The organism is Bacillus sp. AY3-1, from assembly GCF_008368785.1.
In the GTDB taxonomy this organism is placed as follows: Bacteria; Bacillota; Bacilli; order Bacillales; family Bacillaceae_G; genus Bacillus_A; species Bacillus_A wiedmannii.
On record NZ_QORZ01000017.1, the window covers coordinates 63,171 to 82,077 of the forward strand.

Consider the following 18,907-nt stretch of genomic DNA (forward strand, 5'->3'; position numbering starts at 1 on the left):
AAACTTAGTACGTCTCTTGCAATTATAATATATGTTATTCAGTTTTCCAAAAAGGGAGAATATCCCCTATCATATTACTCACTTAAGTAATGGCATTAATCCACTAGAGCCTATTGTAATATGCTCGCCGTCTGTTTCCATTTCTACTGTACGTTTATTTGTTCCATATATCATTATACCATGCTGTTTTAAGCGTCTCACTACACTTTGATGCGGATGTCCATATGGATTTCTGCTTCCATATGAAAGAATCGCAAACTGTGGTTCTACTTTCTTTATAAACATTTCACTTGTTGAAGTATAGGAGCCATGATGTCCCACCTTTAACACATCTGCATGTACATCAAATTGCTTTAATATTTCAGTTTCCGTCCGCACATCAGCATCACCCATTAGTAAAAAATCCGCTTTTCCGTATCGTACCTTTAACACAATTGAAGATTCATTATTTTCATCTTTTGATTTCCCATTGTTTAATACTTGTATGGAAACATGCGGATCTAGCGGTATGTATTGTCCCTCTTTTACTGAAACGAAAGGAATTCCTCTTTTTTTAATATGATTCCGGTATGTGTGATACGTAAAAGAACTATATGTTTTTCCACTATCTAATATAAGTGATACCGGCATTTGTTCTACAATCGGAATGAGTCCTCCAATGTGATCCATATCAGGATGCGTACTGACGATAGCATCTAAATGGTTAATCCCTTTTTCGATTAGTTTTTGAATGATAACCTCTCCGGCTTCATAAGGTCCCCCGTCAATTAACATCGTTTGTCCATTTGGCAATGTAATAAGTGTCGCATCACCTTGTCCAACTTTTAAAAAACTCACTTTCATTTTACCAAAATGTTGCCGCTGCATATGTAAAGGAGACGCGGTATGAATAGACATCATATATCTTTTAGCCGATGCACTATTTAAAGAAAGGCATAACAAAACAGAAACTAACAATAAAATACCTCGCATACTTCTCATAACTCGTCTCCTTTTTTCAATTAGTATGGCACGGTATATAATTGATATACAAAAAAAGCTTAGCAAAATGCTAAGCTTTTATTTCGATATCTCCTGTAAAGAACCAAAGAATAAATCTGCTTCATTCATTTGTTCATTCTCTTCAGAAAGTGCCGGTAAATCTTCTAATGTTTTCAATCCAAATGTATCCAAAAATTCTTTCGTTGTTCCATATAAAATAGGACGCCCTGGCCCTTCTGCTCTTCCCATTTCTTTTATAAGTAAGTGTGAAACTAACGTTTGTAACGCCTTATCGGTTTTCACCCCTCTAATCTCTTCCATTTCAGTCCTTGTAATAGGTTGACGATATGCCACAATCGCTAACGTTTCTAAAGCAGCCTGAGAAAGTGAAGCAGCTGTTGGGATATCTATTAATTTTTGATAGTACGAAGCATGTTCTTTCTTTGTAGCAAAACGATACACTTTTGCATACTGTACAATTTGCAAACCGCGGTGTGCACCTTCACATTCTTTTTGCATTTCTTCTAAAATATCGATTACTTCATTTCCTTCAATTTCAAGCACTTTCGCTATTTGTTCTGGATAAATCCCTTCATCACCAGAAACAAATAAAAGCCCTTCAATGATTGATTTCTGTTCTTTTCTATCCATTTTACGAGCTCCTCCCTCCAATTTTCTCCATAAAAATACACATCAAAAAACCGAATCACAATCAATGCGTTCGGTTCAATATTTTTTCTCTTGTTCCAAACGATACATTCAAACCTAGCATGAGATATATTATTCCCATCCCATTTTCCATACTAAATCTATGCAGATTTAGTAGAGCTTGATACGAAAATTTCATCAAAATTATGTTCTTGTTCAATTATGATTTGTTGATTTTTCATAAGCTCAAGAACCGCTAAAAATGTTACAACCATTATTTCCCGTTCATCATCAACAAACAAATCATAAAAACTTTGACGACCACCTTGTATTTCTAACTGTTTTAAAATATCAATCATGCGCTTTTCAATTGGTATTTCTTGACGAGTAATACGTGTTGTTACAGGTTTCTTTGCTTTTTTACGGCGCATTAATTTTTGAAATGCCGCTAGCATATCATATAACGTAACATCAAGAGGCAAGTTTGTCTCCTCTTCTTGTTGTAACGATGTAAAATCAATTGGCGGACGTGTATATAGCTGTGCTCTTTCTTGTTCTCTTTCTTTTAGCTCAGTAGCAACTTGCTTATATTTCTTATATTCAATTAACCTCTCCATCAATTCTTGACGAGGATCATCTATAAAGTCATCACCGTTATCAAGTACATCTTCTTCATGTTTCGGCAACAACATTTTACTTTTAATTTGTAATAAAGTCGCAGCCATTACTAAATACTCACTTGCAACATCTAATTGTAGTTCTTTCATCGTATGAACATAAGATAAATATTGCTCTGTAATTTCCGCTACAGGAATATTATATATGTCAATTTCATAACGATGTATTAAATGTAACAATAAATCTAAAGGCCCTTCAAAAGCCTCTACTTTAAAATTATACTGCACAAAGCATCCCACCACATTTTTTCTATAACAACATAAGTATAGAGCATACTCATGTTCTATCCAACCTTTTTAAGAAATTTAATTAAAAATAGACCTATGCCTATATCATCATGCCCACCGCTTCATATGATAACAGTGTAGTAAGAACAATGTAGGAGGTCAAAAAACTATGGGTCACGTTGATTGCGGTTTTAGCGGTGGGTTCGCATTACTTGTTGTATTGTTTATTTTACTAATTATTGTAGGGGCAGCTTGCTTCTGCTAATATGAACAATAACGACTAGGGACAATTCCCTAGTCGTTTATTGTTTATATTTCTATGATACACTTGTATTTATAACCGTTAAACAGGGGTGAAGAAAATGTATCCTACCGAATACATACAATTTTTAATTCATTTTCACGGAGATTATGATTATTTTGAATGCCACGAAACACTGGAAGAATATTGGAAAACAAAACCGAGAGGAAATCGTGATAATTATTTAGTCGGTCTTATTCAAATTGCAGTTTCTTTATACCATCAAAGACGCTCTAACTGGAATGGCTCAGAAAAGATGATGAAAAGCGCCATAACGATTTTAGAAAAAAACAGTGCACCTTTACTACGTTTAGGAATAAATCAGACACAACTTCTATGCTTACTCCGGGATAGATTGCAATCTATACAGAAAGAAGAGAGTTTTACACCGTTATTTTTACCGTTATCGGATACAGCATTAGAAAAGCACTGCATGGAATTATGCCAGAAACAAAACCTTCCTTGGAAAGACGTGAATGCTACTTCTAATGAATATATAATACATAAGCACACATTACGTGATCGAACAGAGGTTATCGCTGAACGAAACGAACAATTACAAAAAAGAAAGCAGAGATAATAAACCACTTATCTCTGCTTTTACGAATGTATATTTTGTTCTAGCCCTTTACACTTTTTGCAAAAACTTGCTGTTTGCTCATTTCCGCAAATTGTAAACTCAAGAAATTTACTCTTTAACTCTTGAACCATCTTCGTTCCAATACCCATATGACGATGAGACGGGTTCACACTCAAATGCTGAATTTCCAACACTTGATTCTCTTTTTTTACAATCCCCATTATCCCAACAAAATCTTCGTTTTGTTTCCACAAATACAATTGCCAATCATCCTTTGCTTCATAATCTTTCATAGTCAATTGTAATGTTTTCACATCTTTTTCAGTTGGCATAAATGAAAGAAGCCCCATTGCAATCTTTTCATAACTTTTTTTAAAACGAATTAACATAACCCTTATCCCTTCTTACAAAAGTTACAAACTATTAATCCCCTCAACCACTCTTTTCATATCACATTCATTTTACAATATTTTCAACAGAGTGAGAAGGGCCTAAAACAACTTGATAATCATACAAAGCGAAAAGAAGAAAGTCAAATATATGTTTCAGTACTATTTTTTCTAAGTAGATTAACAAAGAAACGCTGTTATATGAAAGTAAAAAGAAACATCCACCGCTCATTACCACTCCAATATTCATCACCTGAGAGCAAATGAATTCTAGCAAAATTAATGTAATAAAAATATTTATTGAAACATGAAATCTAATGTATTCTATGTAATTTGTTAAAATTTTGTTCTTATAAGCGCCATATTTTCGCTACAATAACAGTACTACTTGTATCATGTACTGCAAACGAAATACCCGTTCCTATTAAAAAACAAAAAAGAGAGCCATAGCTCTCTTTTCCCATTAACTTATTCTTCCCAAACTTTAACTTCTTTCATTACATCGCCTTGACGCATGTTTAATACTGTTTCAATACCGCTTGTTGCTTTACCGAATACAGTATGTACACCATCTAAATGCGGTTGTGGCTCATGAACAACAAAGAATTGGCTACCGCCTGTATTACGGCCAGCATGAGCCATAGAAAGTGAACCTACAAGGTGTCTATGAGGATTTCCATCAGTTTCACATGGGATAGAGTAACCTGGGCCACCTGCACCTGTTCCTGTTGGATCTCCACCTTGGCTTACGAAGCCAGGAATAACGCGGTGGAATGTCACACCATCATAAAATCCTTGCTCTGCTAGTTTTTTAAAGTTTTCTACTGTTTTTGGTGCCTCTTCTGGGAAAAATTCTAACTCGATTTTTTCACCATTTTCCATTAATATGTATCCTAAAGTTTTCATACGTATATGTCTCCTTTCAACTATCTCAGCACTATATTACCACATTCATGACTAGAAACAAAAAGAATCCGACAATCTAGATACTTCTTTTTCGAAATGTGGAAAAAGCTAGGTGACAAATAAGAAATATATACTATAATAACTGTGTTGCCCGAAAATTTTAGAAAGAGAAAGGGAGCGATTTTTCGTGAAAACGAAATTACTAGCTCTGCTATTGGCTGTAACGGTATTTATGATGCCAACAGCTTCGTTTGCAGACATCATCGAAGGAGAATCAATTGTTACACTAGGAGAAAACTTGTCTGAACAACAAAAACAAGATCTGTTAAAAGAAATGAAAGCACCAAAAGATGCTACAATCATTACTGTGTCTAATGCGGAAGAACATAAATTTCTAGAAGGGATTGTTCCAAAAGCGCAAATTGGTACGAGAGCAATTTCCTCTTCTATGATTACATACACAAAGCCAGGATCTGGTCTCATTGTACGTTCAAAAAACATTAATTCGATAACAGATGCAATGTACACAAACGCACTTATTACAGCAGGTGTGAAAGATGCAGAAATTCAAATTACTGCACCATTTAAAGTTTCAGGAACTGCTGCTTTAACCGGTTTAATGAAAGCCTATGAAACAACATCGAACAAAGTAATTCCTGAGGAAGTAAAAAAAGTAGCCAATGAAGAAATGGTACAAACAGCCCAGCTCGGCGATAAAATTGGTGAAGAAAAAGCAGTTCAACTTGTTGCAAAAATTAAAGAAGAAATTGCCAAAGAACAGCCAAAAACGACTGAAGATTTACGTTCATTAATTAAAAAAATTGCGGATCAACTTGGTATTACATTAACGGATGAACAGTTAGATAACTTAGTTGCGCTATTTGATAAAATGAAAAATCTTAATATCGATTGGAATCAAGTTGGCAGTCAGTTAAATAAAGCAAAAGAACACGTTTCTGCCTTTTTAGGATCTGAAGAAGGGCAAGGTTTCCTAGATAAAGTTAAAGATTTCTTCTCAAGTATCATTGATTTTGTTAAATCGTTATTCAAGTAAAAAGAAGCTCGTCACTGACGAGCTTCTTTTTTTATACAAGTAATGGCAATTTCATAACAGCTTCTTCGACCGAACGAACAATATGATTTGCCTTCTCCTTCACATATGGATGAGCATGATGTAGAGTAAATGAATGCGGAGTTACTTCAAACATAGAAATATCATTGAAAGAATCTCCAATGCATGCAACTTCATTTGCTTCAATTTGCAAATGTTCCATTAGTCGCCTTAAAGCACTCCCTTTACTTACTCCCCTTGGCATAATGTCAACATAGCGTTTACCAGACATAAAAACTTCCGCTTCGCTCTGAAATGTATCTCGTAACTCTTGATCTAATGCTGCAATTGTCTCTTCTTCCCCAAAAACAAACAATTTCGCAGGATGTACAGTCTTACCAAATTCCTCTTCTAATGCTTCTATCTCAGCAATATGCACGCCCATATACGTTTCAAAAGTATGATGATGTTCATTCTTTCTTTTTGTATACCGTTGCTCATTTGCACAAACAATATCTGCTAGTCCCTTTTTATGGATATATCGATATATTTCCTGGGCAATCCCATCTTCAAAACTTGATTCATGAAATATTTTCCCATCCGGCAGTAACATCGTTGCTCCATTTAAACTAGTTGTGTAATACGGGAATGCAAACCTATTTACGACTTCATCAATTCGATGAGTAAAGCGGCCAGAGGCAAAACAAATATTTGTCCCTTTTTCAGCTAACCAACAAAGTGCACGTTCATCTTCTTTTTGCATATGATTCACATTGTAAACGAGCGTATCATCTAAATCACTTACAAATAATTTAATCATGTCCTCTTCCCCTTCCATACACAATATCTACTCTAAGTGTACACAAAAAATGTTTGATTTTTGTTAAAGAACAATAAATTTTTGCTAAAAAAATAAACGGGTGTATAATCCCGTTTATTTTTGTCTTTTTACATTTTGAGGTCTTACAATACTTGGTCGTACTTTTAAACTAGACATCGTCGGGCGAAGTAGAATTTTTGTTAATGCACCCCAATCAAATGGTAAAAACGGCCATAAATAAGGTGTTTGTAAACTTTTTATAGACGTTAAAAATAAAATCAATATCGTCATACCAATTACAAATCCCATCTCATGGAAGAGACCTGTTAAAATAATAACAAACAATTTTCCAACTTTATTTCCTAATCCTAATTCATAACTCGGTGTTGCATATGCACCGATCATAGAAACTGCTACATACAAAATAACTTCTGGTACAAACAAACCTACATCGATTGCTATTTGACCAATTAATATAGCGGAAATTAACCCTGCTGCAGAAGATAACGGCGTTGGCGTATGAATGGCTGCCATCCTTAAAAACTCAAGTCCGATTTCGGCCATCAACACCTGTAATAGAATTGGTAAATGTGTCATCTTAGTCGGTCCAATGAAAGCAAGGTTTTCTGGTAAAAGAGTTGGATCAAATACAAACACTAACCAAAATGGTAGTAAAAATAAGGAGAATAAGACACCTAAAAAGCGTACCCAACGTAAAAATGTACCGACAGCTGGATTTTGTCTAAACTCTTCCGCATGCTGTAAATGGTGGAAATATGTTGTTGGAGTAATCATAGCACTCGGTGATGTATCAACTAGTACTAACACATGTCCTTCTAATAAATGATTCGCCGCTACATCCGGTCTTTCTGTATATCGAATAAGCGGGAATGGATTATAGCTTTGCTTTACAACAAATTCTTCCACTGTTTTATCCGCCATCGTAATTCCATCGACATCAATGTTATTTAATTCTTGTTTTATAATCTTTACTAAATCTGGATTTGCAACATCTTGAACATATGTAATACAAATATCCGTTTGGGATCTATCTCCTACTCGAATCATTTCATTTCGAAGACGTGGGTCACGTATCCTTCTACGAATTAACGCTGTATTTACAACGATATTTTCAACAAATCCATCCCTTGCACCACGTACTACCTTTTCTGTATCTGGTTCTGTCGGCGTCCGGCCCGGATAACTACGAACATCTATTGCGAACGCTTCCGTTTCACCTTCCACAAATATAACGATGAGTCCTGATAATACTTGAAGCATTACCTCATCCATCGTTTTCACTTTGCTTACTTGTTGATGGATTAAACGATTCTCTAAAAGCTTCACTGTATCTTCTTCTACATCCCTTATCTCATTTGTATCCACCGCTTCTTCTAAAATAGGGATAATATAATTTGTATCACAAAGTCCGTTTACAAATAACACACCAATTTCTTTATTTAAAATTTGAAATTTACGAATGCCAACATCGTATGTAACACCCAGTCCAGCTGTTTGCTTTAAGTAATTTTCATTATCACTTATGAAAGATGAAATAGGGATTTCCACTTTTTTAGGTTTCGTCATAAAAACCACTCCTTTCCAAAATTAATTGAATCGCTTTTCTAGTAATAGGTGATCCTCTCTCCCATTCATCGTTTCCACACATCTTACCAATATCACCAACTCCCACAATGACAGGAACATTCAAATCATCTAAACAATAAATTGTATCTCCGCTAATTCTGCCAATTTCACCATCTGGAAGTCCAAATTTATCAACACCGTATTCCGTTAAATTCCCGTTCCGATCTACACTGACATCTACACGTGCCCATTCCCAATGATGTGTATTAGACGCTACTGCCAAAATCCCCAGTACATCAATTTGTTTATGTGTGGCTACATATTTTAAAGCCTTTTCACCAGATCCTTCTCCAATAAATCCACTGTCATCAAACATGACAAATACAGGGTCATATGGCGTTTGCATAATAAGCTCAACAACTTTCTTCCCTGTCAATTTGGTTGGATTACTTTGTGATGCTGAAATACACCTTCCCCCAAATTCCTTCGTTAAAAGCTCAATTGTCCGCTTTGCATATTCATCTCCATCTGTGACCAAAACAACCCTTCGTCTCATTTGATTTATCCTTTCGGTTTACATATAAGTGCTACAAAAAATGAAAATAATATCGCTGCAGAAATGCCTGCAGACGTTAAACTAAACATACCCATACCAATCCCAATATATCCGTGTTTTTCTGCCGCATGCATTGCCCCATGTAATAGCGAATGTCCAAAACTTGTAATAGGAACTGTCGCACCAGCACCAGCAAACTTTATAAGCTTATCGTACAATCCGAATCCATCTAAAACTGCTCCTATAACTACAAAGGTAGCCATTAAGTGGGCTGGTGTTAACTTTGCGAAATCTAACAATACCTGTCCAATTACACAAATGGCGCCTCCTACAAGAAATGCATATATAAAATCCACAATTCACTCTCCCTTCACTCTCTCAAATACGACACCATGTGCAATTGTTGGAATGGTTTCTTTCTGCTGCATCATCATCGGACTTAATAACGCGCCAGTAGCAACGACAAAAATTCGTTGTAAATTCCCTTTTTGCATCTCGCTTAATAAATGACCATATGTGACAACAGCTGAACAAGCACAACCACTACCACCGGCAAATACTTCTTCTTGACCGGAATCATAAATCATTAATCCGCAATCATTATATATATGCCTAAGATCATAACCTTCTTCCAGTAACAGTTGTTTTGCGATTGGTGTCCCAATAGCTGATAAATCACCAGTAACAATCAAATCATAATCTGCTGCACTTCTCTTCAAATCTTCAAAGTGTTGTTGAATTGTATGAGCAGCAGCAGGTGCCATCGCCGACCCCATATCTAAAGGATTCGCAATCCCTAAATCTTGCACTTTTCCAATCGTAGCTGCCGTAATTTTAATAGCACTTTTTTCTTTACTAATTAATATGGATCCCGCACCTGTAACAGTGGAATTTGCTGTTCCTGGTTTTTGTCCCCCATACTCTGTTGGATAACGGAACTGTCTTTCAGCCGTTGCATTATGACTACTTACCGTCGCTAAAACACGATTTGCGAATCCACCATCTATAAAGGCTGATCCAACCGCTAAAGTCTCCATCGAGGTTGCACAAGCGCTAAACATCCCTAAAAAGGGAATCCCCCACCTACGCGCAACATAATTTGCTGTCACTGTTTGATTTAATAAATCACCCGCTAAAAAGAAATCAATTTGTGATGTTTTTACATTTCCTTTTTGCAAGACTTGTTGAATTGAATCTGACATTAACCTTCGTTCAGCAAGTTCCCAGTTTTCCTCTCCGCAATGTAAATCATCATATGAAATATCAAAATCCTTCCCAAGAGGGCCCTCAGCTTCTTTTGGACCGACAGCAGTACCGGTTGCACTCACATAAATATCATTTTGAAATACCCACGTTTGTTTTCCGGTCAATCTCATACTAGCCCCTCCTTTAAGACATAAAAATGTTAAAAGTATATCTTATTAATCCAATAACGTATGCACCAACGACCCCAAAAACGATAACACTTCCCGCTAGCTTAAACATATTTGTAGCAACCCCAAGCACAATTCCTTCACTCTTATGTTCTAGCGCAGCGCTCGCCATAGAATTCGCAAATCCCGTAACAGGTACGGCCGATCCCGCTCCAGCAAATTGACCGATTTTATCATATACACCACAACCTGTTAAAATCGCCGATAATAATACAAGCGTTGCAACTGTCGGATTTCCTGCCTCTTGTTCACTGAAATGAAAATAATGTATATAAAATTTCATCAATACTTCTCCGACAGTACAAATGAATCCACCTACAAGAAATGCCTTGACACAATTTAGAAAATAGTTTGGTTTTGGATGGTACTCCTTCACTTTATTTATGTAATCATCCTTTAGTTTTCGCCCTGTCATTTATATATTGCCTCCTACTTTACGAAATAAATCCAGTGAAACAATGAGCCTATTACTTTGCCAAGTACAAGAGCAACGAGTAAAACAACGATTTTCCCTTCTACCCCTACTCGTTTCGCTAAAATAGGTAAAACATTTAACACTTCTGTTAATGCGGCTGCAAGCATTCCAATGAATGTGCCACAAAATATTCCTAATATAACAAGCCAATATTGCGACGTTTGAAATGTAATGTTTTTCAAACTACACCAAGCTCCTGTTAACGTACCTGCAATAACTGCCCACTCAAAATATTGAATGTGCTTTCCACTTCTCGTTAATTGAGCTAGACGGGGGATTATACCAAGTACAGCTAAAAATGCGACATACCCGCTACCTACTGCAATTCCTCCCGCTAAACCAATTAAAATAACAAGCCCAGACTCAATCATCGGCAAGTTGTTTCATATTGTCCTTGTTTTCATGAACAATTACATATTGGTCAAGTGACTGCTGGTATTGGAACATCTCCACTTCTAACGGACTCGGCTCTTCATTAATTCGCTTTTGAAATACATGATTAAAAAATAAGACCATACCTAACCCAAGACCTACTGAATAAGGAATTTGAAATAGAAGTGGTTGTGCCTTAAATTCTCCCGTAATCATGTAATATAACCGCTGGTGCACTTGTTGCATGCTTACATCTTCATGGAAATAAATGATCGCAAGAGCCGCTCCAATAAAAAGTAACAACCATACAAGTCCGAAGAAAATCGGATGTACTTTCTTTTTTTCATATATAATTTCAACAAGAGTTTGTCCAGAACCGAGTAAATTAATTTGTATATGAGCCGCTTTTCGCCTAATAATCTCAATAATTTTCATAACATCAATTACAACATGCGTCTTATCATGCGCTGTTATTTTGTAAACTACCTCATCCTGTAACAACTCAACTACCACAGTATCTCCGGCAAGTTGAGCGACATCACGTAGTTTCACTTCATACGTAGGAGAAACTTTTAATCGATTACGCATTTTAATATAAATTGTTTGTTCCAATTTCCATTCACCTCTTCACTCTTCCTCGTAGTTGTAGTATGGTTATTGAATTTTTTTCTAATACAATTTTTTCATAAAAAAACATCTGTACCGTTTCGGTACAGATGTTTTTTAGTTTATGCCTTTTTCTTAAATAAATTTGCAATACTTAATGCGAGTCCTCCCCAAATTACTACCATACCAATAACCATCATCATAATCGCTGATCCGCTCATTATGAAACACCCCGATCTTTCCATTCTTTTTCAAGCTTAACAGAATCTGAATGTATTTGTGCATTCCATTTCTTTATACTAATGATTAGTGCAACGATAAGGAACGCTGCTGCAATTGACCAACCATATGTTACGACAAACTCCGTTGGATAATCTCCGTAGTTCTTTTTAATATTTTGGATTGTACCATCAATTAACATGTATCCTAACATAAGCGGGGTAATAACGAGTAAACTTACTCTCCAAAACGTCCCTAACTTAATATCAGATACGAAGTTTGCGTGATTTTGATAAACTGGTAAACGGCGTAGAATGAGCCCTATCGTAACTACTTCCACTAATGCAATTGAAATTAATCCGAAGTTATTAGCGAAATAATCAACAACATCTAAGAACATAAGCCCGCCACGTGTTGCAAAAACAAGAGAAACTAGTACGAGAAGCGTTCCCATAATTCCAATTGTTTTTTGGCGGCTTAAGCTGAACTTTTCAGATACGGCAGCAAAACATACTTCCGCAAGCGAAATGAGGGATGTAATTCCAGCAACCGTTAATGATAAGAAAAATAATACGCCAAATAACGGTGACATCGGTAATTCATTAATAATTTGCGGGAATACTACGAATGCAAGTCCTACACCAGCACTTGCTACTTTATCAACTGGTACTCCCATATTGTTTGCCATAAATCCAAGAGCTGCAAAGACTCCAATCCCAGCTAATAATTCAAATCCTGAGTTTGCAAAGCCAGTAATAAAAGCATTATTTGTTGTATCTGAGTTTTTCGGTAAATAACTAGAATACGTAATCATAATTCCAAATGCTAAAGATAAGCTAAAGAAAATTTGACCGTAAGCAGCAAGCCATACCTTTCCATCAAAAATACGACTCCAATCTGGTTTAAAGAATGCATCTAATCCTTGCATCGCACCTTCCATCGTCACTGCACGAACTACGATAATAAGGAACATAACAACTAATAAAGGAATGAAAATACGGTTAACAACTTCGATTCCTTTTTTAACACCTTTAAATGCTACACCGAGCACGATAATCCAAACGAGAGCTAATGGAATTAATACTTCCGGCACAAGCCCCCCAAACTGTCCAGGCTTATCTGCAACATGCAAATACTCTTTAAATAAAAATGATTGTGTGTCCTTCCCCCATGCTCCAGTAATTGCAAAGTACGTATACGAAATAGACCAAGCAATAATTACTGCATAATATGTTGAAACGATAAATGTTACACACATTTGCCACCATCCGATAAATTCAGCACGAGGATGAATACGGAAGAACGTAAGTGGCGCTGAGCCACGGTGACGATGCCCAAGAGCAAATTCAAACGCCAATAATGAAATACCAGTCGTTAATAATGCGAATAAGTACGGTAAAAAGAAGGCGCCTCCCCCATTTTCATACGCTGTATAAGGAAAACGCCATATGTTTCCTAATCCAACGGCAGAACCAACCGCTGCGAAAATAAATCCAGCTCTCGTTCCCCATTGTTGCCTCGTTTCCATATTTCCTTCCCCCTTTGTGACAAGTTCATACTTGGATTATATTTTAAATTTACTAAATTATCAATAAATTCTGTTAATTTTTATGAAAGTTTACAATCCCTCCTAATTAAAGTCATAAAAAAAATCGAATAGATAGCTATTCATCTATTCGATCTTTCATCTGTTTTAATATTTTCTTTTCAAGTCTTGAAACTTGTACTTGCGAAATGCCTATTCGTTCCGCTACTTCCGATTGGGTTTGATCTTTATAGTAGCGTAAATACACAATTAAACGTTCTCGATCATCTAATTCTCTAATTGCTTCTTTTAAAGCAATTTTATCGAACCATTTCGTTTCAGATTGATCGGCAATTTGATCTAAAATAGTGATTGGATCTCCATCGTTTTCATACACCGTTTCATGTATGGATGAAGGAGCACGACTCGCTTCTTGCGCCAGAACCACTTCTTCTGGCGTTAGTTCTAACGCTTCGGCTACTTCGTTAATCGTTGGTGCCCTTCCGAATTCTTTCGAAAGCTCGTCTCTCATCTTTCGAATTTTATTTCCTGTTTCTTTTAAAGATCTACTTACTTTCACTGATCCATCATCACGTAAAAATCGTTGTATTTCTCCAATAATCATTGGAACTGCATATGTTGAAAATTTCACGTCGAAAGATAAATCAAATTTATCTACCGATTTTAAGAGCCCAATACATCCAATTTGAAATAAATCGTCTGGTTCGTATCCTCGATTAAGAAAACGCTGCACAACCGACCATACGAGACGCATATTACTTTGAACGATTGTATCTCTCGCTTGTTGATCTCCATCTTGACTTTGTTGAATTAACGCTTTTAGCTCGTGGTCCTTTAACTGAGGTTTCTTCTTCTCATTTTTGACCTCTATGTCCATAGGCTATTCTCCTTAATTGCATAGAGCGTTACTATTTGATAAGTATTTTGTCAAATGGATTGTTGTCCCGAAAGATTCGTTTGAAATAACTTCTACTTCATCCATAAAATTTTCCATGATAGTAAATCCCATTCCCGAACGCTCTAATTCAGGTTTAGTTGTAAAAAGGGGTTGTCTTGCTTCATCTAAATCAAAGATGCCAATCCCTTCATCTCGAATCGTGAGTTTCACCATTGCTTCTTCCAAAATTACAGAAATATAAACAACACCTTCTGCATTTCCTTCGTACCCATGAATAATTGCATTCGTAACTGCTTCTGACACAACCGTTTTAATCTCCGTAAGTTCTTCCATCGTTGGGTCTAGTTGCGCAATGAAAGCAGCTACTGTAACGCGAGCGAACGATTCATTTTGACTTAATGCTGAAAATTGAAGGTTCATTTCATTTCTCATTTATGCCACCCCCAACGTCGCGAGCGCATGCGCTTCACTTTCTTCTAAGCGAACAATTTTAAATAAGCCCGACATTTCAAATAAACGTTTAACAGGCGGTGAAATTGCACAAACAACCATTTCTCCACCTAATCCCTTTACATGCTTATATCGGCCTAATATAACACCTAAACCAGAACTATCCATAAACGATAAGTTCTCTAGGCTCAAAACAATATGATGAACACCATGTGTCTCAATCATATCTGTTACTTTCGTTCGCAACTCTTCAGCAGTATGATGATCTAATTCACCCGCTAGTCTCACACATAGGACGTCACGCTTTACTTCTAATTGCATGGAAAGACTCACACGATTTCCTCCTTATGCTCAAACTTTACTCATTTACATACATAAAGATTTTCGTGATACAACATAAGAATCCTTCCTACTGACAAAAGAAGAACTATTTCGCCATAAAGTGAAACCATTCGGCAATTATTTACTTTCATACGAATAGAAAAGCGGGAAAATATTTGCCGCTATTTTGATGTTGAAAACATCCCAAAACTTCTTTTAAATAACTCCCACCAGCTTGCTGCAGCAACATCTTCTTTTGCTACAATTGTTTGTTTTAATAAAACATCTTTATCTTTTTTAATAACAAGTGTACCAAGCGCGTCACCTTTTTTAATCGGCGCTTTCACTTTCTTTTCAGCAATTACTTCTTGCTTTACTTTATCCATATTTTCACCCTTCTTCATAAGAAGAGACACATTGTCTGACGCAACTAAATCTACTTTTTCTTTTTTCCCTTTTCCTACTTGTACAGTCTTAATTTTTTCTCCTCGTGTATACAATTTCTTTGTCATATATTGTCCAAATGCATAGTCAAGAAGCTTTGTTACTTGATTATTCCGTTCTTTCGATGTAGGTGCTCCCATAACAACTGAAATAACACGCATCCCATTCTTTTCAGCCGATGCTGTTAAACAATATTTTGCTTCTGTCGTAAAGCCCGTTTTCACACCATCTACTCCAGGATAAAAACGTACTAACTTATTCGTATTCACAAGCCAAAACTTCTTATCCGTATCTTCACGTAAATAGTCTTCGTATTTACCTGTATATTTGCGAATAAGTGGGTACTTCATCAATTCTTTTGCCATTATAGCCATATCATTTGCTGTGGAATAATGGTCTTTAGCCGGAAGACCTGTTGGATTTTGAAAATGAGTATTTTTCAGTCCTAAATCTTTCGCTTTTTTGTTCATCATATTTACAAAACCTTCTTCTGAACCCGCGATATGCTCCGCTACTGCAACAGACGCATCATTTCCAGATGCAATAGCAATACCTTTTAGCATTTCATTTACAGTCATCTCTTCTCCAGGCTCTAAAAAGATTTGTGATCCACCCATTGAAGCTGCATGCTCACTTGCTCTAACTTTATCGGTCAGCTTTAGTTTTCCTTTTTCAACTTGTTCCATAATTAATAGCATTGTCATAATCTTCGTCATACTAGCAGGTGGTAACTTCTCATTTGGATTTTTATCAAACAAAACTTTACCTGTATCTTGTTCAATTACAATTGCTGATGACGCTTGTTCCGCTAACTTCGGCGTTGTTTCTTCTGTTTTTTCCTGCTTCGTCTTCTCAGATTGTGCGAAACTAACTGAAGTACCAGAAAGCAATAACATGAAACAAACAAGTATTCCAAAAACTCGCTTCATGACTAACCCTCCATTCTATATCAAACCTATTTTTTCCAATTTATTATTTTTTAATACCATATTTTTCTAATATTTTCAGTTGACAAATATATTCATCACCTATATTGTATTAAGTGTATTACATACAGTAGTACACTTAATACAAGTCAGAAAGGAGACATTGCTCTTGCATATTCAACTTGATCCAAGAAGCAACACTCCGATATGGGAACAAATTGTTCAAAATATAAAAGAACTCGTATTGAAAAACATGTTAGCTCCAAGTGATAAACTTCCTTCTGTACGCGAACTCGCTTCTTTACTCGTTATAAATCCAAATACAGTAAGTAAAGCGTATCAAGAGTTAGAGCGACAAGGGATTATTGAAACATTACGAGGAAAAGGAACATTTGTATCCCAATCGATTACCCCAACATTAGACGAAAGGAAAATCGCTATGGTTGAAAAGCAATTTCATCAATTACTATTAGAAGCCTCTTATCTTGGTATTACGAAAGATAAAATTCATGATTGGATAGATTCATACTATAAAGAGATTGGAGGAAATACGGATGCTGAAAGTGACAAGCCTCAAGAAAACAATTGATAATCAAACAATTTTAGACGATGTTTCTTTCACATTACAAAAAGGAAGTATCATCGGATTACTTGGAAGAAACGGTGCGGGGAAAACAACTTTATTACGAACGATGGTCGGCATTTTAGACCCTGATGCAGGGACTGTTACATATGAGGATACAAACATTCATCAGTGTCCTGAAATAAAGCAAAAAATCGTATATGTTCCGGATTCTACTAACATACTGAACGGATATACGGTAAAAGAAATTGTAAAGTTTTATAAAGAAGTTTATACCGCATTTGATGAAGCATATTTCTATGAACTGTTAGAACGTTTTAACTTACCAAACAAACGAATTCGTAGTTATTCAAAAGGGATGAAAGCATTACTTGCCATCATTTTAGCCGTTTCTACAAAAGCAGAATATATCATTTTGGATGAACCGACAAACGGACTTGATCCTATCGTTAAAAGGCAGATTTTGCAGTTTCTCGTTGGAGAAGTTGCAGAAAAAGAGATTACCATTTTCATCTCAACTCACCATTTAGATGAAGTGGAACAAATTGCAGATACAATTATTATATTAAAAGGCCATACTATATCTTCTATTACATCACTAGACGATGCCAAATCACGATTTGCAAAAATACAAGTAGCTTACGAACGTTCATTACCTCAAAAACTAGAAAACTTAAGCAATATTAAAATATTAAATCAAACAGGAAAAGTATATACAATCTTAATTGAGGGAAATGTGGCTGCAACACTGGAGAAGTTTTATAAAGAACAACCTATACTCATTGAAGAATTAACAATGTCACTTGAAGATGTCTTCGTTACGACACTAGAGGAGGATGGGTATGTTTCATAAGGCGTTGTGGATGTGGAATTGGAAGCGCGGGAAATATGCTGTGTTGCTATTCTTCTTTAGTTCGCTTTACCTTTTATCTTTCGGATACTATAGAAGCGCTCAGATGGAACTCGATAAATATTACGAATTACAAGAAAAAGGGAAACAGTATTATTATTTTTATACCTTTTCTTCAGGAGAAGGTAATAGTTTTTTGTTAACTGTTCTTATCATTGCTTTAGCCTGCTTATTGATAGGATGGGAACGTAGCAACCAATCTAATACACTACTTATGACGATGCCGATTAAAAGAAAACATGTTTTCTTATCTAAATGGGCTTTCGGTTCCTTTTGTATTGTAAGCTCGTTACTTATAAATTGGATTCTTATGTATGTTATTTATAGAACAACCATTCATTTTGATTACCAATCATTCAGTCCGTTTCATCGATACTTTCTTTATGCAATTGTTTCTTATGTTGCAGTCTATACAGCTGCTCTATGTATCGGTACTTTTACTGGCAGTGTTGTTTCACAGATTGTTTTTTGTATTCCGTGGTTACTAGCAGGGGTTACATTTATTACATTACTATACACTTTTACAACAAACCATTTGTACGCTGCAGATATTAAAAATGAAAACTTATATCGACAACTTTATGAAATCAATCAAAAAACAAATATAGTTGCACCAATTAATCACTTTTCTATCACTTATTACTATGATCCGGAATCCCGTAAGATCGAAAACAATCCAACTGCTTTAAGAGATCCAGCATCTCATATATATTATTCAGCCAAGTCAATGTTAGTCCCTATTTTCTATACGATATTTTATTTACTACTTGGGACATATTTATATACACGATCGCCAAATGAAAACGGTCAAAAGATATTTATTTTCCAAAAGCATTTAAAAATATGGATATGGGGGACAACCATTTACTTTGCATTACTAGGCGGCTATAAAATAAACAATTTTAATTTCTTACCTAGCTACTATATCGGTTTGTTTCTAACTGGAATCATTACTTATGTTATATTATCACGCCTAACAAATTATAAAGTTTTTTAAAGG

25 protein-coding genes are annotated in these 18,907 nt (G+C 35.8%); 6 read left to right on the forward strand and 19 right to left on the reverse strand.

Annotation, left to right across the window (positions count from 1 at the left end):
- Positions 1–78: 78 nt before the first annotated feature.
- From DN389_RS15710 to scpA, 3 genes are all read right to left on the reverse strand, one after another.
- Positions 79–981, reverse strand: a complete 903-nt coding sequence (locus DN389_RS15710) for a ComEC/Rec2 family competence protein (RefSeq protein WP_088608108.1) — start codon at positions 979–981, stop codon at positions 79–81.
- 78 nt (positions 982–1,059) lie between these two features.
- Positions 1,060–1,632, reverse strand: coding sequence for a segregation/condensation protein ScpB (gene scpB / locus DN389_RS15715; RefSeq protein WP_149237357.1), 573 nt, complete (start codon positions 1,630–1,632; stop codon positions 1,060–1,062).
- Positions 1,633–1,790: 158 nt separating this feature from the next.
- Positions 1,791–2,534, reverse strand: coding sequence for a segregation/condensation protein A (scpA, locus tag DN389_RS15725; protein ID WP_001199757.1), 744 nt, complete (start codon positions 2,532–2,534; stop codon positions 1,791–1,793).
- A 169-nt stretch (positions 2,535–2,703) separates the two neighbouring features.
- Between scpA and DN389_RS15730 the strand changes: the two genes are divergently transcribed.
- Positions 2,704–2,799 carry a YjcZ family sporulation protein gene (locus DN389_RS15730; RefSeq protein WP_000510194.1) on the forward strand — a complete coding sequence of 32 codons (96 nt, stop codon included), beginning with the start codon at positions 2,704–2,706 and terminating at the stop codon, positions 2,797–2,799.
- Between the two features lie 97 nt (positions 2,800–2,896).
- Positions 2,897–3,415, forward strand: a complete 519-nt coding sequence (locus DN389_RS15735) for a DUF309 domain-containing protein (RefSeq protein WP_149237358.1) — start codon at positions 2,897–2,899, stop codon at positions 3,413–3,415.
- 20 nt (positions 3,416–3,435) lie between these two features.
- Here the strand turns inward: DN389_RS15735 and ribT are convergent, their stop codons facing one another.
- Both ribT and DN389_RS15750 read right to left on the reverse strand, forming a co-directional pair.
- Positions 3,436–3,804, reverse strand: coding sequence for a GNAT family N-acetyltransferase RibT (ribT, locus tag DN389_RS15740; RefSeq protein ID WP_000908397.1), 369 nt, complete (start codon positions 3,802–3,804; stop codon positions 3,436–3,438).
- A gap of 468 nt (positions 3,805–4,272) precedes the next feature.
- Positions 4,273–4,710 carry a peptidylprolyl isomerase gene (locus tag DN389_RS15750; protein ID WP_000853789.1) on the reverse strand — a complete coding sequence of 146 codons (438 nt, stop codon included), beginning with the start codon at positions 4,708–4,710 and terminating at the stop codon, positions 4,273–4,275.
- Between the two features lie 187 nt (positions 4,711–4,897).
- Here DN389_RS15750 and DN389_RS15755 point away from each other — a divergent pair, with 187 nt between their 5' ends.
- Entirely contained in the window at positions 4,898–5,764 is an 867-nt protein-coding gene (locus tag DN389_RS15755; RefSeq protein WP_149237359.1) for a DUF1002 domain-containing protein, read from the forward strand.
- A 31-nt stretch (positions 5,765–5,795) separates the two neighbouring features.
- On the opposite strand, the gene DN389_RS15760 is transcribed toward DN389_RS15755, so the two are convergent.
- The 14 genes from DN389_RS15760 to dacF form a co-directional block, all read right to left on the reverse strand.
- Entirely contained in the window at positions 5,796–6,599 is an 804-nt protein-coding gene (locus DN389_RS15760) for a Cof-type HAD-IIB family hydrolase (RefSeq protein ID WP_002096335.1), read from the reverse strand.
- Between the two features lie 96 nt (positions 6,600–6,695).
- On the reverse strand, positions 6,696–8,168 hold the full coding sequence (gene spoVAF / locus DN389_RS15765; protein WP_046956415.1) for a spore germination protein SpoVAF: 1,473 nt from the start codon (positions 8,166–8,168) through the stop codon (positions 6,696–6,698).
- On the reverse strand, positions 8,155–8,724 hold the full coding sequence (gene spoVAEA / locus DN389_RS15770; RefSeq protein WP_001254417.1) for a stage V sporulation protein SpoVABEA: 570 nt from the start codon (positions 8,722–8,724) through the stop codon (positions 8,155–8,157). Before spoVAEA ends, spoVAF begins: the two co-directional genes overlap by 14 nt.
- A gap of 5 nt (positions 8,725–8,729) precedes the next feature.
- Entirely contained in the window at positions 8,730–9,080 is a 351-nt protein-coding gene (gene spoVAE / locus DN389_RS15775; RefSeq protein ID WP_000345909.1) for a stage V sporulation protein AE, read from the reverse strand.
- Between the two features lie 3 nt (positions 9,081–9,083).
- A complete protein-coding gene (spoVAD, locus tag DN389_RS15780; RefSeq protein ID WP_098189958.1) occupies positions 9,084–10,100 on the reverse strand; it encodes a stage V sporulation protein AD in 1,017 nt (338 codons plus the stop codon).
- A gap of 13 nt (positions 10,101–10,113) precedes the next feature.
- Positions 10,114–10,572 carry a stage V sporulation protein AC gene (gene spoVAC, locus DN389_RS15785; protein ID WP_000147730.1) on the reverse strand — a complete coding sequence of 153 codons (459 nt, stop codon included), beginning with the start codon at positions 10,570–10,572 and terminating at the stop codon, positions 10,114–10,116.
- A 14-nt stretch (positions 10,573–10,586) separates the two neighbouring features.
- Positions 10,587–11,003: a stage V sporulation protein SpoVAB gene (gene spoVAB / locus DN389_RS15790; RefSeq protein ID WP_000572948.1), complete on the reverse strand. Its 417-nt coding sequence runs from the start codon at positions 11,001–11,003 to the stop codon at positions 10,587–10,589.
- Positions 10,996–11,616 carry a stage V sporulation protein SpoVAA gene (gene spoVAA / locus DN389_RS15795; RefSeq protein WP_046956412.1) on the reverse strand — a complete coding sequence of 207 codons (621 nt, stop codon included), beginning with the start codon at positions 11,614–11,616 and terminating at the stop codon, positions 10,996–10,998. Before spoVAA ends, spoVAB begins: the two co-directional genes overlap by 8 nt.
- A gap of 116 nt (positions 11,617–11,732) precedes the next feature.
- On the reverse strand, positions 11,733–11,831 hold the full coding sequence (locus DN389_RS15800) for a methionine/alanine import family NSS transporter small subunit (protein WP_000016829.1): 99 nt from the start codon (positions 11,829–11,831) through the stop codon (positions 11,733–11,735).
- Entirely contained in the window at positions 11,831–13,357 is a 1,527-nt protein-coding gene (locus DN389_RS15805) for a sodium-dependent transporter (protein WP_000450073.1), read from the reverse strand. Before DN389_RS15805 ends, DN389_RS15800 begins: the two co-directional genes overlap by 1 nt.
- 136 nt (positions 13,358–13,493) lie before the next feature.
- A complete protein-coding gene (gene sigF, locus DN389_RS15810; protein WP_000350733.1) occupies positions 13,494–14,252 on the reverse strand; it encodes an RNA polymerase sporulation sigma factor SigF in 759 nt (252 codons plus the stop codon).
- 12 nt (positions 14,253–14,264) lie between these two features.
- On the reverse strand, positions 14,265–14,705 hold the full coding sequence (spoIIAB, locus tag DN389_RS15815; RefSeq protein ID WP_001243399.1) for an anti-sigma F factor: 441 nt from the start codon (positions 14,703–14,705) through the stop codon (positions 14,265–14,267).
- Positions 14,706–15,056 carry an anti-sigma F factor antagonist gene (gene spoIIAA, locus DN389_RS15820; protein ID WP_000059133.1) on the reverse strand — a complete coding sequence of 117 codons (351 nt, stop codon included), beginning with the start codon at positions 15,054–15,056 and terminating at the stop codon, positions 14,706–14,708.
- 170 nt (positions 15,057–15,226) lie between these two features.
- Complete coding sequence (gene dacF, locus DN389_RS15825) at positions 15,227–16,417, reverse strand: serine-type D-Ala-D-Ala carboxypeptidase DacF (protein WP_000831992.1); 1,191 nt, start codon at positions 16,415–16,417, stop codon at positions 15,227–15,229.
- 166 nt (positions 16,418–16,583) lie between these two features.
- Between dacF and DN389_RS15835 the strand changes: the two genes are divergently transcribed.
- The 3 genes from DN389_RS15835 to DN389_RS15845 are packed head-to-tail and all read left to right on the forward strand — an operon-like array spanning position 16,584 to position 18,904.
- Complete coding sequence (locus DN389_RS15835; protein WP_046957464.1) at positions 16,584–17,003, forward strand: GntR family transcriptional regulator; 420 nt, start codon at positions 16,584–16,586, stop codon at positions 17,001–17,003.
- Positions 16,969–17,850 carry an ABC transporter ATP-binding protein gene (locus DN389_RS15840; protein WP_046957465.1) on the forward strand — a complete coding sequence of 294 codons (882 nt, stop codon included), beginning with the start codon at positions 16,969–16,971 and terminating at the stop codon, positions 17,848–17,850. Before DN389_RS15835 ends, DN389_RS15840 begins: the two co-directional genes overlap by 35 nt.
- Positions 17,840–18,904: an ABC transporter permease gene (locus DN389_RS15845; protein WP_098189957.1), complete on the forward strand. Its 1,065-nt coding sequence runs from the start codon at positions 17,840–17,842 to the stop codon at positions 18,902–18,904. Before DN389_RS15840 ends, DN389_RS15845 begins: the two co-directional genes overlap by 11 nt.
- The last annotated feature ends 3 nt before the right edge of the window (positions 18,905–18,907 follow it).

Coding starts and splice junctions, on each gene's coding strand:
- DN389_RS15800 (WP_000016829.1), bottom strand. CDS start 11,831: ATGAGCGGATCAGCGATTATGATGATGGTTATTGGTATGGTAGTAATT.
- DN389_RS15845 (WP_098189957.1), top strand. CDS start 17,840: ATGTTTCATAAGGCGTTGTGGATGTGGAATTGGAAGCGCGGGAAATAT.
- spoVAF (WP_046956415.1), bottom strand. CDS start 8,168: ATGACGAAACCTAAAAAAGTGGAAATCCCTATTTCATCTTTCATAAGT.
- DN389_RS15735 (WP_149237358.1), top strand. CDS start 2,897: ATGTATCCTACCGAATACATACAATTTTTAATTCATTTTCACGGAGAT.
- spoIIAB (WP_001243399.1), bottom strand. CDS start 14,705: ATGAGAAATGAAATGAACCTTCAATTTTCAGCATTAAGTCAAAATGAA.
- DN389_RS15840 (WP_046957465.1), top strand. CDS start 16,969: ATGCTGAAAGTGACAAGCCTCAAGAAAACAATTGATAATCAAACAATT.
- scpB (WP_149237357.1), bottom strand. CDS start 1,632: ATGGATAGAAAAGAACAGAAATCAATCATTGAAGGGCTTTTATTTGTT.
- DN389_RS15760 (WP_002096335.1), bottom strand. CDS start 6,599: ATGGAAGGGGAAGAGGACATGATTAAATTATTTGTAAGTGATTTAGAT.
- spoVAB (WP_000572948.1), bottom strand. CDS start 11,003: ATGATTGAGTCTGGGCTTGTTATTTTAATTGGTTTAGCGGGAGGAATT.
- DN389_RS15805 (WP_000450073.1), bottom strand. CDS start 13,357: ATGGAAACGAGGCAACAATGGGGAACGAGAGCTGGATTTATTTTCGCA.
- spoVAC (WP_000147730.1), bottom strand. CDS start 10,572: ATGACAGGGCGAAAACTAAAGGATGATTACATAAATAAAGTGAAGGAG.
- DN389_RS15710 (WP_088608108.1), bottom strand. CDS start 981: ATGAGAAGTATGCGAGGTATTTTATTGTTAGTTTCTGTTTTGTTATGC.
- DN389_RS15750 (WP_000853789.1), bottom strand. CDS start 4,710: ATGAAAACTTTAGGATACATATTAATGGAAAATGGTGAAAAAATCGAG.
- spoVAEA (WP_001254417.1), bottom strand. CDS start 8,724: ATGAGACGAAGGGTTGTTTTGGTCACAGATGGAGATGAATATGCAAAG.
- ribT (WP_000908397.1), bottom strand. CDS start 3,804: ATGTTAATTCGTTTTAAAAAAAGTTATGAAAAGATTGCAATGGGGCTT.
- dacF (WP_000831992.1), bottom strand. CDS start 16,417: ATGAAGCGAGTTTTTGGAATACTTGTTTGTTTCATGTTATTGCTTTCT.
- sigF (WP_000350733.1), bottom strand. CDS start 14,252: ATGGACATAGAGGTCAAAAATGAGAAGAAGAAACCTCAGTTAAAGGAC.
- spoVAD (WP_098189958.1), bottom strand. CDS start 10,100: ATGAGATTGACCGGAAAACAAACGTGGGTATTTCAAAATGATATTTAT.
- DN389_RS15730 (WP_000510194.1), top strand. CDS start 2,704: ATGGGTCACGTTGATTGCGGTTTTAGCGGTGGGTTCGCATTACTTGTT.